At 71.1% G+C, this 13,991-nt stretch carries 12 protein-coding genes; 6 read left to right on the top strand and 6 right to left on the bottom strand.

Annotation, left to right across the window (positions count from 1 at the left end; all coding sequences use genetic code 11):
- Positions 1–153: 153 nt before the first annotated feature.
- The 3 genes from G6045_RS14140 to G6045_RS14130 form a co-directional block, all read right to left on the bottom strand.
- Complete coding sequence (locus tag G6045_RS14140) at positions 154–381, bottom strand: hypothetical protein (RefSeq protein WP_165332284.1); 228 nt, start codon at positions 379–381, stop codon at positions 154–156.
- A gap of 132 nt (positions 382–513) precedes the next feature.
- Positions 514–3,762 (bottom strand): S41 family peptidase, encoded by a 3,249-nt coding sequence (locus tag G6045_RS14135; RefSeq protein WP_165332283.1) that lies wholly within the window; start codon positions 3,760–3,762, stop codon positions 514–516.
- A 43-nt stretch (positions 3,763–3,805) separates the two neighbouring features.
- A complete protein-coding gene (locus tag G6045_RS14130) occupies positions 3,806–4,180 on the bottom strand; it encodes an SsgA family sporulation/cell division regulator (protein ID WP_165332282.1) in 375 nt (124 codons plus the stop codon).
- A gap of 252 nt (positions 4,181–4,432) precedes the next feature.
- Between G6045_RS14130 and G6045_RS14125 the strand changes: the two genes are divergently transcribed.
- From G6045_RS14125 to G6045_RS14100, 6 genes are all read left to right on the top strand, one after another.
- Positions 4,433–5,491 (top strand): energy-coupling factor ABC transporter permease, encoded by a 1,059-nt coding sequence (locus tag G6045_RS14125; RefSeq protein WP_165332281.1) that lies wholly within the window; start codon positions 4,433–4,435, stop codon positions 5,489–5,491.
- Position 5,492: 1 nt separating this feature from the next.
- Complete coding sequence (gene cbiQ, locus G6045_RS14120; RefSeq protein WP_165332280.1) at positions 5,493–6,254, top strand: cobalt ECF transporter T component CbiQ; 762 nt, start codon at positions 5,493–5,495, stop codon at positions 6,252–6,254.
- A complete protein-coding gene (locus G6045_RS14115) occupies positions 6,242–7,036 on the top strand; it encodes an energy-coupling factor ABC transporter ATP-binding protein (RefSeq protein WP_165332279.1) in 795 nt (264 codons plus the stop codon). The genes cbiQ and G6045_RS14115 overlap by 13 nt, the downstream gene beginning before the upstream one ends.
- Before the next feature lie 110 nt (positions 7,037–7,146).
- Positions 7,147–8,319, top strand: coding sequence for a serine hydrolase domain-containing protein (locus tag G6045_RS14110; RefSeq protein WP_328707769.1), 1,173 nt, complete (start codon positions 7,147–7,149; stop codon positions 8,317–8,319).
- A gap of 70 nt (positions 8,320–8,389) precedes the next feature.
- On the top strand, positions 8,390–8,890 hold the full coding sequence (locus G6045_RS14105; RefSeq protein ID WP_165332277.1) for a YbaK/EbsC family protein: 501 nt from the start codon (positions 8,390–8,392) through the stop codon (positions 8,888–8,890).
- Complete coding sequence (locus G6045_RS14100) at positions 8,887–9,732, top strand: EamA family transporter (RefSeq protein WP_165332276.1); 846 nt, start codon at positions 8,887–8,889, stop codon at positions 9,730–9,732. The genes G6045_RS14105 and G6045_RS14100 overlap by 4 nt, the downstream gene beginning before the upstream one ends.
- A 76-nt stretch (positions 9,733–9,808) precedes the next feature.
- Here G6045_RS14100 and G6045_RS14095 read toward each other — a convergent pair whose 3' ends face one another.
- The 3 genes from G6045_RS14095 to G6045_RS14085 all read right to left on the bottom strand — a co-directional run bounded on the left by G6045_RS14095 (position 9,809) and on the right by G6045_RS14085 (position 13,834).
- Positions 9,809–10,276 (bottom strand): SAM-dependent methyltransferase, encoded by a 468-nt coding sequence (locus G6045_RS14095; protein WP_165332275.1) that lies wholly within the window; start codon positions 10,274–10,276, stop codon positions 9,809–9,811.
- Positions 10,277–10,365: 89 nt separating this feature from the next.
- Complete coding sequence (locus G6045_RS14090) at positions 10,366–12,045, bottom strand: penicillin-binding transpeptidase domain-containing protein (protein ID WP_165332290.1); 1,680 nt, start codon at positions 12,043–12,045, stop codon at positions 10,366–10,368.
- A 166-nt stretch (positions 12,046–12,211) separates the two neighbouring features.
- The gene (locus tag G6045_RS14085) at positions 12,212–13,834 is read right to left on the bottom strand and encodes a penicillin-binding transpeptidase domain-containing protein (protein ID WP_165332274.1); all 1,623 of its coding nucleotides are present in this window, start codon (positions 13,832–13,834) and stop codon (positions 12,212–12,214) included.
- Positions 13,835–13,991 lie beyond the last annotated feature (157 nt).

The following is a 13,991-nucleotide window of genomic DNA, read 5'->3' as shown; positions in this document are numbered from 1 at the left end:
GTGGGGGCGGGCGGGGCTGCGGATGAGAAGGCTCGTGCGGATGCGTGAGCTGACGTAGCGGGGGATGACCCGCAGCAAAACCCAAGGGCGCACCCGGAGTTCCGGGTGCGCCCTTGGTGCGCAGTGTGCGGTGCGCTCAGTGTTCAGGACCGGTCAGCTGTCGTAGTCCTGGTCGAACTTGTCCTGCATGGCCTGGCCGGCTTCCTGGGACTTCTCCCGGCCCTGCTCGGCGGCCTGCTGGCCGCGCTCCGACGCCTGGCCGAACTGGTCCTGGGCGGACTCCGAGGCCTCACTGGCCTTGTCGGAGCCGTCCTGTTCCAGACCCTTGGCGCGGTCCGCGAGTTCCTGAGCCTTGTCCTTGAACTGGTCCTGAATGCCCATGAGATTTCACTCCTGAGGTGGGTGAGGGGATTGGGCCTCGACCAGCGTTACACGCTCGGACATTCCTCGCATTTCGATCTCCGTCACGCTGTGTCAGGCCAGGCGCCGCAAGGCCTCCGGGCCCTCGGCACATCACAGACGAGGCGGCAACCCGGGGCGGCGCTTGTCCGGTACCGCGGAGTAGTCCGGCGGGACGGCGGCCGGGTCCTGGTCCAGGAGCTCCAGCGCGATCGCCACCGCGTCGTCCAGCTGGGCATGGCGGCCCTCCGCCCAGTCCAGGGGCGTACGAAGCACCTCGACGTCCGGCTCCACGCCGTGGTTCTCCACGGACCAGCCGTACTCGTCGAACCAGGCCGCGTTCATCGGCACCGTGATGACCGTGCCGTCGCCGAGCTTGTGCCGCCCGGTCATGCCGACCACGCCGCCCCAGGTGCGCTGGCCCACGACCGGTCCGAGGCCGAGCAGCTTGAAGGCCGCCGTGATCATGTCGCCGTCGGACGAGGTCGCCTCGTCCGCGAGCGCCACGATCGGGCCGCGTGGCGCGCTGGAGGCGTAACTGACCGGCTGGGCGTCGCGGGTCAGGTCCCAGCCGAGGATCGAGCGGGTCAGCTTCTCGACGACGAGCTCGCTGATGTGGCCGCCCGCGTTGCCGCGTACGTCCACGATCAGGGCGGGCCGCGAGACCTCCATGCGCAGATCGCGGTTGAACTGCGCCCAGCCCGAGCCGCCCATGTCGGGGATGTGTAGATACCCGCACTTCCCGTGGCTCAAGTCCCGTACGACCTCACGGCGTTTGGCCACCCAGTCCTGGTAGCGCAGCGGCCGTTCGTCGACCAGCGGGACCACCGCGACCCGGCGCGCGCGGCCCTCGCCCTCGGCAGGCGTGAAGGTCAGCTCGACCGTGGTCGCGCCCGTGCCCGCGAGCAGCGGATAGGGGCCCGCGACCGGGTCGACCGGGCGGCCGTTCACATGGGTCAGGACCGCGCCCTCGCGCAGACCCTGGCCCGCGAGGGGGGAGCGGGCCTTGGAGTCGGAGTTGTCGCCGGGCAGGATCCGCTTGATCACCCACTGGCCGTCCCGGCAGACGAGGTTCGCGCCGAGCAGACCCTGGGCGCGCTGGTAGTGCGGCGGCCCTTCGTTGCGGCGGGCCGGGGTGACGTACGCGTGCGAGGTGCCGAGTTCGCCGAGCACCTCCCGTAGAAGATCCGCGAACTCGTCCGGGGACGCGACGCGTTCGACGAGCGGCCGGTACTGCTCGAGCACCGCACGCCAGTCGATGCCGCACATCTTCGGCTCCCAGAACAGGTGCTTGATGATGCGGCCGGCCTCGTCATAGGCCTGGCGCCACTCGTGGGGCGGGTCGACCTCGTGCACGATACGGCGCAGATCGATCCAGACCGTCGAGTCGCTGTCACCGGTCTCCGTGGAGGGGACGGCCCGCAGATCGCCCTGGTCGACGACCACGAGCCGGGAGCCGTCGCCGCTGAGCGCGAACCAGTCGAGGTCGCCGACGAGTTCGGTCTTCTTGGCCTTGCTGATGTTGAAGTATTCGAGGGTGGGCTGTCCCGAGGTGTCGTCCGGGTTGGCGAAGGTCTCGCCGAGGGCGCCCGAGATCGGCCAGCGCAGCCAGACCAGACCGCCACCGCTGACCGGCGCGAGCGAGGAGTACTTCGAGGCCGCCACCGGGAACGGCGTGACACGGTCGGGAAGCCCCTCGATCTCCACCATCACCGTGCCGTCGCCCGCGTTCCCTTCGACCGGATCGAGCCCGCCCGCGGCCGGCCGTCCGTCGGGCAGGAGCGCGAAGGGCGACGGGGTCGCCGACGACAGCGGTACGAGGTAGGGGCGGCAGCCGAGCGGGAAGGACAGGTCGCCGGTGTGCACGTCGTACACCGGGTCGAAGCCGCGCCAGGACAGGAAGGCGAGGAAGCGGCCGTCGCTGGTGAAGACCGGATTCTCGTCCTCGAAGCGGCCGTTGGTGACATCGATGATCGCGCGGTCCTTGATCCGGGCCATCTTGATCTGGCGCAGGGTGCGCCCGATCCCCGGATGCGACCACGTCAGCCAGGCGCCGTCCGGCGAGAAGGCGAGGTCCCGCACCGGTCCGTTGATGGACCGGATCAGCTCGGTGACCTCGCCGTTGGACTCCTCCGTCACGTCGATCAGGAGGAGCCGTCCGTCGTTGGAGGCGATCGCGATCCGCTCACCGTCCGGATCCGCGACCAGCTCCTGCACCCGTCCCAGCTCACCGGAGGCGAGGCGGCGCGGGGAGCGTTCACCGCTGGCGCGCGGGAGGTACGAGATCTCGACGGCGTCCTCGCCGTCCGCGTCGGTGACGTACGCGACCTGCCCGTTCGTGCCCAGCATCTCCGGCATCCGCACCCGTACACCCGGGGTGTCGACGATGGTGCGGGCCGGGCCGTCGCGGTGCGTCAGCCAGTACAGGCACCCGCGCACGCACACGGCGCTCGCGCGTCCCGTGGTGTCCACGGAGATGCCGTCGACATGGTTCGCGGCCGGCACCTGGTACGAGCGCCGCCCCACCCGCGGCCCGCCGAGCCGCACCTCGAGCCGCCGCGGCCGGGCCTGCGCGGACAGGTCGTCCACCAGCCATACGTCACCGGCGCACTGGTAGACGACCCGCTCGCCGTCGCTGGAGGCGTGCCGGGCGTAGAACTCGTCGTGGTCGGTGTGCCGCCGCAGATCCGTGCCGTCGGGCGTGCAGGAGTAGAGGTTGCCGACGCCCTCGTGGTCGGACAGGAACGCGATCCGGTCGCGGACGAACATCGGCGAGGCGATATGCCCGCCCAGGTCTTCGAGCAGCCGCTTGCCGTGCAGCCAGAGCCGGCCCACGGCCCCGCCCCGGTACCGCTTCCAGGCGGCCGGCTCGTGCGGCGGCTTTCCGGTGAGCAGCAGCGTCTGCTGCTGGTCGTCCCTGACGCTGACCGCGATGTCGTTGACCGGACCCCAGGGCATCTTGCCGCCGGGGGAGCCGTCGGTCGGCACGGTGTAGGCCCAGGAGAAATACGAGAAGGGCTGGCCGTGGCTGGCCACCGCCAGGATGTCGCCGTCCGGGGACCAGCCGCACACCCGGGTGTCGGTGTTCCCCCAGTACGTGAGGCGCTGCGCGGGGCCGCCCGCGACCGGCACCACATGGATCTCGGGGTCGAGGCTGCGCCAGGTCGTGTACGCGATCCGCGTACCGTCCGGCGAGAAGCGCGGGTGGCTGACCCGGGTGCGGTCCACGGTCAGGCGCCAGGCCCGCTCGGGGACCGCGCCCTCGGGCGTGATGGGGCTCAGCCAGAGATCGTCCTCGGCGGCGAAGCACAGGAGGCTGCCGTGGAGATGCGGGAAACGGAGATACGCAGCAGAGTCGCTCACCTACTCATGCTTTTCCGCTGAACGGGGCCCGGCAACTCGACAGTCAGTGCCCGACGGGAGTGGGCGTCGTCTGCGTCCTGCTCAGAAACCGTGTCAGGCGCGCGCTGTCGAACTGGAGCACCGCGACCCCCTGCGCCGTGTGGAACTCCACAACCGTCGCGACCCGCCCGCACGGCCAGACCCGCGCGGTGCCGCTGCCCGCGGGCGCGGACATGCCCTGCTCCAGGACCTCGCGGGGCAGCGACCAGCCGGGGGCGTCCTCGTTCAGGACCACGATCCGGACTTCGCTCTCGGGCTCGGGCGAGTAGCGCAGCGCGACCCGCACCGCGCGGTGGGTGTCGCCGCTGTCGGCGTCCGTGACGAGATGGGCCCGGGTGCAGACCTCCACCGTCGCCGGGGTGCGCTGCTCCTGGTCCATCGAGACCGCTCCTCACACTCGTCCATCCCGTACGTCACGCCTGCCCACGCGCGTACAAGACATGGCCCACTGAGACGAGGCACACGGCCCGACGGGCGCGACCCCAACGCAATTATCCCTTTATGCCCTTTTATGTCGCATGTAACCCTTGCTGGCTGGGGGGCGTTACCTGTGGCCGGGCCGCTCTTGCAAGGCGTTCGCAAGAAGCCACTATCATCGAACGGTTCACCACCCGCAGAGGGAGCGCCCGCCATGCATGTCCCCGACGGATTCATCAACGCACCCGTCTCGGCCGCCGCCGCAGTCGTCGCCGCCGGAGCGGTGGCCGTGTCCCTGCGGGGCGCGCGCCGGGAACTCGACGAGCGGACCGCGCCGCTCGCGGGCCTGGTCGCGGCCTTCATCTTCGCCGTGCAGATGCTGAACTTCCCGGTCGCCGCCGGCACCAGCGGGCATCTCCTGGGCGGGGCGCTCGCGGCGATCCTCGTCGGGCCGTTCACAGGAGTGCTGTGCATAGCCGTGGTCCTGCTCCTGCAAGGAGTGCTCTTCGCGGACGGCGGTCTGACGGCGCTCGGCGTGAACATCACGGTCATGGGCGTGGTCACCGCCGTCGTCGCCTACGCGCTCTTCCGCGGCCTGGTGAAGGTGCTCCCCAAGAAGCGCCGCTCGGTCACCGTCGCGTCCTTCGTCGCCGCGCTGGTCTCGGTGCCGGCCGCGGCCGCCGCGTTCGTCCTCGTCTACGCGGTCGGCGGCACCACCGAGGTGCCGCTCGGCACCGTCTTCACGGCCATGGTCGGTGTGCACACGCTGATCGGCATCGGTGAGGCCGCGATCACCGCCGCGACCGTCGGCGCCGTGATCGCGGTGCGGCCCGACCTGGTGCACGGCGCGCGCGGTCTGACCACCCCGCTCAAGCTGCGCGTCGGCGGCGAGCTGGTCGATGCCGAGCCCGCCGTCGTTCAGGGGCCCGTCCGCTCCCCGCGCAAGGTGTGGATCGGCGGCCTCGTCGCCTCCCTGATCCTCGCGGGCTTCGTCTCCTTCTACGCCTCCGCCGACCCCGACGGCCTGGAGAAGGTCGCCGCGGACAAGGGCTTCGACAAGGGCGCCGAGGGCCGTGAGCACACGAGCGCCGACTCGCCGCTCGCCGACTACGGCGTCAAGGACGTGGACGACGCACGGCTCTCGGGCGGCCTCGCCGGCGTGATCGGTGTCGGTGCGACGGCGCTCGTCGGCACGGGCGTCTTCGTGGTCGTACGCAAGCGGCGCACCTCGAACGCCGAGGCCTCGGCATCCCGTACGCCGGAACAGGTCTGACATGGGTGCGGGCCACGCGCACAAGCTCTACCGGCACGGGCACTCGCCCGTGCACGCGCTGCCGCCGCACTGCAAGCTCGCCGCCGTGTTCGCCTTCGTCGTGGTGGTCGTCTCGACCCCGCGCGAAGCGGTCTGGGCCTTCGGGCTCTACGCGGTCCTGATCGGCGCCGTCGCGTACGCGGCCCGTATCCCGGCCGGCTTTCTGCTGAAGCGGCTGCTCATCGAGGTGCCGTTCGTGGCCTTCGCGGTGCTGCTGCCGTTCGTCGCGCAGGGCGAGCGGGTCGAGGTCGCCGGTCTCTCGATGAGCGTCAGCGGGCTGTGGGGCGCGTGGAACGTGCTCGCCAAGGGGACGCTGGGCGTCGCCGCCTCCGTGCTCCTCGCCTCCACCACCGAACTGCGCGAACTCCTGCTGGGCCTGCAGCGGTTGAAGCTCCCGCCGCTGCTCGTGCAGATCATGTCCTTCATGATCCGGTACGGGGACGTCATCACCGACGAGCTGCGCCGGATGCGGATCGCCCGCGAATCCCGGGGCTTCGAGGCGCGCGGGGTGCGCCACTGGGGCGTGCTCGCCAAGACCGCGGGCGCCCTGTTCATCCGCTCGTACGAAAGAGGCGAGCGGGTCCATCTGGCCATGGTCAGCCGGGGTTACGCGGGGTCGATGCCCGTGATCGACGAGGTGACCGCCTCGCGTGCCCAGTGGTCGTACGCGCTCACGCTGCCCGTCTGCGCCCTGCTCGTCTGTCTGTTGGGATGGTTCCTGTGACGGCTTCCGTGAACGCTTCCGTGAACGCGTCCGAGACGCCTTCTCTCGATGTGCGCGGCCTGGCGTACGCGTACCCGGACGGCCATCAGGCCCTGTTCGGCGTGGACTTCGCCCTCGCGCGCGGGGAGCGGGTCGCGCTGCTCGGGCCGAACGGCGCCGGCAAGACGACCCTCGTGCTGCATCTCAACGGGATCCTCGGCGGGGGAGCGGGCACGGTCCAGGTGGCCGGGGTGCCCGTGGTGAAGGCGAACTTCGCCGAGGTGCGGCGGCGGGTCGGGATCGTGTTCCAGGACCCGGACGACCAGCTGTTCATGCCGACGGTCCGCGAGGACGTGGCCTTCGGACCGGCCGCGGCCGGCCTGCGCGGCGCCGAGCTCGAGGCCTGCGTCCACAAGGCCTTGTCCCTGGTGGGGATGGCGGACTTCGCGGACCGGCCGCCGCACCACCTGTCCTTCGGCCAGCGGCGCCGGGTCGCGGTCGCGACCGTGCTCGCGATGGAGCCCGAGATCCTGGTCCTCGACGAGCCGTCCTCCAACCTGGACCCCGCCTCGCGCCGTGAACTGGCCGACATCCTGCGCTCGTTGGACGTCACCGTCCTCATGGTCACCCACGACCTCCCGTACGCACTCGAACTCTGCCCGCGCGCCCTGGTCCTCAGCGAGGGCGTCATCGCGGCGGACGGCCCGACGGGGGAGCTGCTCGCCGACGAGGAGCTGATGCGGGCGAACCGTCTGGAGCTGCCCTTCGGGTTCGATCCGCGGGTGGTGCGGGCCGGGGCCTGAGGGGGAGGCCGGCCGGCGTGGCCCCGGAATCGTGCGGGACCGGTGCACGTTGCACCATGGTGACCGGCCGGGCCAGGAAGGTCCGGGCGGTACGGAATGGAGCCAGTCACGTGAACGGGGTCGAGGCCGAGGTCCAGGGCACGGTCGAACCGGGCTGGGAGGGCGTCAGGGACGCCTTCGTACGCAACTTCGCCGAGCGCGGTGAGCACGGCGCCTCCGTCGCCGTGTACCGGGACGGGCGGCCCGTGGTCGACCTGTGGGGCGGTACGCGCGACGTCGACGGCACCGAGCCGTGGCAGCGGGACAGCGTGCACCTGATCCGCTCGGCGACCAAGGGCGTGGCCGCGGCCGTCCCGCTGCTGCTCCACCAGCGCGGCCAGCTGGACCTGGACGCCCCGGTGGGCGCGTACTGGCCCGAGTACAAGGCGGCCGGCAAGGAGCGCACCCGCGTACGGCAGCTGCTCGCGCACCGCGCGGGCGTGCCGGTGCTCGACACCCCCGTCCCGTTCGAGGACCCGGAGGCCGGACCGCGCGCGGTCGCGGCGCAGGCCCCGGTCTGGGAGCCGGGCACGGACCACGGCTACCACCCGCATACGTACGGCTGGTTGATCGGCGAGCTGGTGCGAAGGGTCACCGGGCGCAGCCTGGGCCGGTGGCTGGCCGAGCAGATCACCGGGCCGCGCGGCATCGACCTGTGGATCGGGCTGCCCGACGCCGAGCAGCACCGCGCGGGCACCGTCACGCGCGTCGAGCCGCCGGCCGTCGGGAACGGGCTGCGGCTGCGCCCCAAGCAGGCCGTCGCGGAGGCGTACGCGAACCCCGACTCCCTCACCCGCCGGGCCTTCGCCTCGCTGGCGCCCACGGACGAGAACGCCCCGGCCTACCGCGCCGCCGAACTCCCGGCGACGAACGGCATGGCGGGCGCCCGTGCGCTGGCCAAGTTCTACGCCTCGCTGATCGGCCCGGTCGACGGGCACCGGCCGCTGTTCGTGCCGGCCACGGTGGCGCTCGCCCGTACCGAGGAGTCGGCGGGCCCCGACCGCACCCTTGTCGTCAACACCCGCTTCGGACCCGGGTACATGCTGCACGGGCCCGCGTCCCCGCTGCTCGGCCCGTCCTCCTTCGGCCACCCCGGCCGCGGCGGTCCGCTCGGCTTCGCGGACCCCGACTCGTCCATCGCCTTCGGGTACACGACGAACGGTCTGCAGAAGGGTGTCACGGCGGATCCCCGGGCCCAGGCGCTGGTGCGGGCGGTCCGGGCGGCCCAGGCGACGACGGGGTAGGCAGCCCGGGCGGCGACCGGGTGGCGAAACGGACTCGCGTGGCCGGTACACCGACCGCTAGCGTGCGGCCATGAGTGCATCGCAGCCCGCCGCGCATCCCCGTTTCGCCGAGGCCCTCACCGCAGTGGGCCTCACCGACGTCCTCGCTCAGGTCCGCAGCTTCCCGGACGCCACGCGTACCGCCGCGCAGGCCGCCGAGGCCATCGGGTGCGAGCTCAGCGAGATCGTGAAGTCGCTGATCTTCGCCGCGGACAGTGTGCCGGTCCTGGTCCTGATGGACGGCGCCTCGCGGGTCGACATGGAGCTCGTACGACGGGAGTTGGGCGCCGAGAAGGTGACCCGGCCGAACGCCGACGTGGTGCGCGAGACCACCGGATACGCGATCGGCGGAGTGCCGCCCTTCGGTCACCGTACGAAGACCCGCGTCCTCGCCGACCGCGGACTGCTCGACCACGCGGTGGTCTGGGCGGCGGCGGGCACCCCGCACACGGTGTTCCCCATGGACCCCAAGTCCCTGATCGCGTATGCCGGCGGCTCGCTGGTGGACGTGCGCGAAAACCCCGCCGCGTGACGCCCCTCGTCGCGGCGGCCGTCGTCCTGGCGGCGGTCACGCACGCGTCCTGGAACGCGATAGCGCACCACATCAAGGACCAACTCCTCGCGTTCACGCTGCTTTCGGGCGGCGGCGCGCTGATCGGCATCGTCCTCGCGTGCTTCGCACCGCTGCCGGCCGCCGGCGCCTGGTGGGCGCTCATCACCTCGGCGCTGCTGCACGTCGCGTACCAGGCGCTGCTCATGCGGTCGTTCACGCTCGGCGACTTCGGGCAGATGTATCCGATCGCGCGCGGCAGCGCACCGCTCGTGGTGACGGTGGTCGCGGCGCTCTTCCTCGACGAACGCATCGGCGGGCTGCAGCTCGCGGGCGTCGCGGTGGCCTGCGCGGGCCTGGTCGGCCTGGCCCTGTGGGGCATCCGCGGCAGCCGCCCGCACTGGCCGGCGCTGCTCGCCGCCGGCGCCACCGGTCTGTCGATCGCCGCCTACACGGTGGTCGACGGCGTGGGCGTGCGCGCGTCCGGCACACCGCTCGGCTATATCGCGTGGCTGATGATCCTCGAAGGCCTCGCGATCCCGGCGTACGCGCTCGTCCGCCACGGCCGCCGACTCCCGTCCCTGCTCAGGCCGTACGCGGTCCGCGGCCTGTTCGGCGCGGGGCTGTCCGTCCTGGCGTACGGCCTCGTCCTGTGGGCCCAGACCCGCGCACCGCTGGCGCCCATCGCGGCGCTGCGCGAGTCGTCGATCATCGTGGGAGCGGCGATCGGGGCGGTGTTCTTCAAGGAACGGTTCGGACTGCCCCGGATCGCGGCCGCAGGGGTGATGGTGGTGGGGATCGGGCTGATGCTGGGCGCGGCGTAGATGCGCCCGGCGTAGATGCGCCCGGCGTCTATGGCTTGAAGTACTCCGATGCTTACGGCTCGGAGTACTCCGATGCTTACGGCTTGAAGTACTCCGACATCACGTCCTCGACCCACTGGGGCTGCGACACGTTCTCGGGCAGGAACTCCCGCATCACCGGCTTCACATCGATGACCGGCGTGCCCGTGACGGCATCGAGGCCGACGACCGTCAGCTCGCGGCCGCGCACCGACTCGATGGCGCAGGAGGTCACGCCGATGCGGTTCGGCCGGCGCGGGGCGCGGCCCGCGAAGACGCCGAGCAGCGGCAGATCGGTGCGGCCCCGGTAGAACTGGGGTTCGCGGTAGTCCTCGCGCTCGGGGAGCTGGTCGAAGACGAAGAGGACCTCCACATGGGAGAAGCCCTCGAGCCCCTGCAGACAGGCGTCGCCGAAGCGCTCGTCGAAGACGATCGTGGAGCGGACGGCACCCCAGTGGTCGGAGTTCTGGACGTCCGTACGCTCGTTGCGGACCGTGCCAACCGGGGTGAGCTCGAAGGTCGTCATGACCCGAGGCTAGGCGCCCGCCCCGTCGGAGGGGCGCCCTCCGCGGCTATCGGCCGACGGCCCGCAGCGCCGCGACCGGCCCTCCGCGGCTATCCGCCCACGGCCCGCAGCACCGCGGCCACCAGCGGCCCCGAGGACTTGCCGCCGCGGCCGCCTTCCTGCATCACCGCGGCCGCCGCCGTGTCACCGCGCCAGCCGGTGAACCAGCCGTTGGGCTTCTTCTGGCCGTCGACCTCCGCCGAGCCGGTCTTGCCGCCGATGTCCCCGCCGAGCGAGGCCATCGCCTCGGCCGCGGAGCCGTTCGTGGCGGTGTACGCGAGGAGTTCGCGCAGCTGCGCCGCGGCCTTCGGGTCGAGCGTGCGCGAGGCCGTGGCCAGCTGACGGCCGTCGACCTCGGGCGAGACGAGGTAGGGCTGCTTGAAGACACCGGTCTTGGCGGTGGCGATGACCGAGGCGACATTCAGCGGGTTCATCCGGACCCCGCCCTGCCCGATCAGCGAGGCGGCCTTCTGGGCGGCCGACTGCACCGGCACCGCACCGTCGAAACTCGGCACGCCGATCTGCCAGTTGCCGCGCCCGAGGCCGAAGACCTCCTGCGTCTGCTTCGTCAGATCGCCGTCACCGAGCTTGTCGGCCTGCGAGATGAAGGCCGTGTTGCAGGACGCGGCGAAGCTGGTGCGGAAGGTGCCGCCCTTGATCTCGAACTCCTCGACGTTCTGGAACTTCCAGCCGCCGGACGTGAAGTACTTGGGGCACGGATGCGGCTTGTCGATCCCCGCGAGGCCCTTCTCGAGCAGCATCGAGGCCGTCACGATCTTCATCGTGGAGCCGGGCGCGAGCGAGCCCTGCAGGGCCACGTTCATGCCCGACGGGTTGGAGTTGGCGGCCGCCAGGATCTCGCCCGTGCTCGGCTTGAGCACCACGATCGCGGCCCGGCTGCGCGAGGCGACCTCACGCTCGGCGGCGGCCTGCGCGGCCGGGCTGATGGTGGTCTTGACCGTGCCCGGCGTGCCCTTCGAGAGCGTGAGCAGCGTCTTGTCGGGCAGCGCCTTGCCGTCGTCCTTGCTCTTGGCGGTGTCGCTGCCGTCCTTGTCCTTCTGCGCCTCGGCGCGCACGATCTGCAGCTCGATCCCCGCGCTGCCGCCCGCCTTGTCGCCGAACTTCTCGCGCAGCCCGTCGAGCACGCTGCCCAGCGAGGGGTACTTCTCGGCGGTGATCTCCCCGCCGTTGCGGTCCACCGCCTTGATCGGGGGCGTGCCCGCCTCGCCCGCGCGCAGGATGTCGCCCGCCTTGAGCCCCGGGTGCACCACGGACGGCTGCCAGTCGACGACCGGCTTGCCCGCCGTCGTCCGCACCACGGTCAGTTCGGAGGCATACGCGTAGGGCTTTGACTTTCCCTCGTACGAGACCGTGGCCGCCACCTTGAACGGCACCTTGGGGCCCGCCTTCTTGCCCGGCGTGAACGTCACCCCGGTCAGATGGGCGTCCTTCGCGTACGAGGCGAGCGCGGCCTTCGCCGCCGCCGCGTCGTCGGTGAGCCGGGCGGCGCCGGCCGCGTCGCCCTTCGCCCACGCGGCGAGGAACTGCTCGGTGGTCTGCTCGACCTCCGCCGCCGTCAGCGGCTTGGCCTGCAGCTGCTGTGGTGTGAGGGGTTCGTCGGCGGAGCTGTCCGAGCCGCCGCCGACGAGGGCGTAGGCGGTGACGCCCACACCCGCGACCGCGACCCCGACGCCGACCGCGATCAGCGCGACCTTGGTCTCCTTGCCCATGGCGGTGTTCCCGCCCGAGCGCCCTCGCTTACCCACCAGTTCCTCCGCCTTGCCCTGCGGGTGCCTCACTGTCCGGGCACCCTATAGGTGATCTGTGGCTGCGGTTGCCCGGGTTGACGGCTGGGGCCGGGGTGTGCCCGGGTCCAGCCGTCCCGTTCGGTGCCGGTCAGGAACCGGCGCGCAGGACCGTCGCGACGATCGGACCAGCGGACTCACCGCCCCGGCCGCCCTCCTGCGTCACGGCTGCCACCGCCATGTCCTCACGGAAACCGGCGAACCAGCTGTTGGGCTTGCCCTGGCCGTCGACTTCCGCCGAGCCGGTCTTGGCGCCCTTGTAGCCGCGGCCGGCCTGCGCCATCACGTCCTTCGCCGTGCCCGAGGTCGCGGTGATGTTCATCATCATGGCGACCTGCTGTGCCGCGTGACTGCTGATGCCGGGTGCATGCGCCCGCTTGATCCCGTAGGCGCCGGGGACGAGGGACGGCTGCAGGAAGGTGCCGCCGTTCTTCACGGTGGCCACGATCGACGCCATGTTCAACGGGCTCATTTGGACGGTGCCCTGGCCGATGGCGTTGGTGGCGCGCTCGTTGTAGTCGGCGGGCACGGAGCCGTCGTAGGACGGGATGCCCGTCTGCCACTCGAGCCCGATCCCGAACTTCGCCGCCTCGTCCGTCAGGGAGCTGTCGCTGAGCTTGTCGTCGTCGATGTGCTTGATGAAGCCGGTGTTGCAGGACCGCGAGAAGGTCTCGGCCAGCGTCGCCCCCTCGTCGGGCTGAAGACCCGGCAGGTTCTTGATGGTCCGGCCGCGGAACATCGCGTCGGGTGTGCACGGCGCCGGCCCATGGGCGGAGGAAACCACTCCGTAGTCGATGAGCATCGCGGCAGTGACGATCTTCATCGTGGAGCCGGGCGCCATCGTCCCCGAGAACGCCGCGTTGAAGCCGTCCGCGCGGTTGTTCGCCACCGCCAGTACGTCACCGGAGCTGGGCTGCACGGCGACGACGGAGGACTCGGGGCGCAGCTTGACCGCCTTCTCGGCAGCGGCCTGCGCGGTCGCGCTCAGCCGGGTCTTCAGCTTCCCGGGCTCGCCCTTCTGCAAGGTCACCAGCGGTGTGTTGTACGCGGAGGCGTCGGCCCGCTCGATCCACAGCTCCAGGCCGGGCTTGCCGCCCGCCTTGTCCGCGTACCGGTTGAGCAGCTCGTCGATCACGGGCTTGAGCGACGGGTACTTCTCCGCCGTCAGCACCTTGTTGTCGCGGTCGACGACCTCGACCTGCGGGTCGTCCGCCTGACCCACCGCGAACGTGTCGCCTTCCTTGAGGTCCGGATGGACCACCGTCGGCTGCCAGTCGACCAGCGGGGCGCCGGTCGTCTTCCCCCGTACGACCTTCAACTCGCTCTTGTACGAAAGGGGCTTGGACTTCCCCTCGTACGAGACCGTCGCCGACACCGTGAACGGCACGCCGGTGCCGGAGGCCTTGCCCTGATCGATCTTCACCTTGGTGAGATCGGCGGACGCGAACGAACCGAACACCTTGGACGCGGCCGCATTGTTGTTGGTGAGATTCGCGGCGGCGTCGGTATCCCCCTTCGCCCAGGCCTTGAAGAACTTCCCGACCGTGTCCGTGACTTCCTCACCGGTGACCGGCCCTGAAGTCGGCCTCGAATCCGCGCTCGCCGTTTCTCCCCCCGTCACCCCGTTGTACAAATTGAACGCCCCATACCCGGCAATTCCCACCATCACGGTGAAGACCCCGCCGACCAGGCCCGTCTTGACTCCATTGCGCATGACTGCGCTCCCCTCCCCAGGAGTCCTGAACCCGTTTCCCCGTATTGCGTGTTGAACGTGTTCAGGAAGTTATGGGGAGCAGCTTAAGCGCTTGCTGTGACGGTGCGGGGTGATAACAGGTCTCGAAATGCTATACCGGATCTCCGGAATGCCCGGT

It is taken from the genome of Streptomyces mesophilus (assembly GCF_011044995.1).
GTDB lineage: Bacteria > Actinomycetota > Actinomycetes > Streptomycetales > Streptomycetaceae > Streptomyces > Streptomyces mesophilus.
Note: the sequence above shows the minus strand (reverse complement) of the source record. Positions and strands in the feature narration are given on the sequence as shown.

What these genes read in the sequence shown, in the direction of transcription:
- G6045_RS14140 (WP_165332284.1), bottom strand. Translation starts at nt 381, where the DNA reads ATGGGCATTCAGGACCAGTTCAAGGACAAGGCTCAGGAACTCGCGGAC.
- G6045_RS14130 (WP_165332282.1), bottom strand. Translation starts at nt 4,180, where the DNA reads ATGGACCAGGAGCAGCGCACCCCGGCGACGGTGGAGGTCTGCACCCGG.
- G6045_RS14125 (WP_165332281.1), top strand. Translation starts at nt 4,433, where the DNA reads ATGCATGTCCCCGACGGATTCATCAACGCACCCGTCTCGGCCGCCGCC.
- cbiQ (WP_165332280.1), top strand. Translation starts at nt 5,493, where the DNA reads ATGGGTGCGGGCCACGCGCACAAGCTCTACCGGCACGGGCACTCGCCC.
- G6045_RS14115 (WP_165332279.1), top strand. Translation starts at nt 6,242, where the DNA reads ATGGTTCCTGTGACGGCTTCCGTGAACGCTTCCGTGAACGCGTCCGAG.
- G6045_RS14105 (WP_165332277.1), top strand. Translation starts at nt 8,390, where the DNA reads ATGAGTGCATCGCAGCCCGCCGCGCATCCCCGTTTCGCCGAGGCCCTC.
- G6045_RS14095 (WP_165332275.1), bottom strand. Translation starts at nt 10,276, where the DNA reads ATGACGACCTTCGAGCTCACCCCGGTTGGCACGGTCCGCAACGAGCGT.
- G6045_RS14090 (WP_165332290.1), bottom strand. Translation starts at nt 12,045, where the DNA reads ATGGGCAAGGAGACCAAGGTCGCGCTGATCGCGGTCGGCGTCGGGGTC.
- G6045_RS14085 (WP_165332274.1), bottom strand. Translation starts at nt 13,834, where the DNA reads ATGCGCAATGGAGTCAAGACGGGCCTGGTCGGCGGGGTCTTCACCGTG.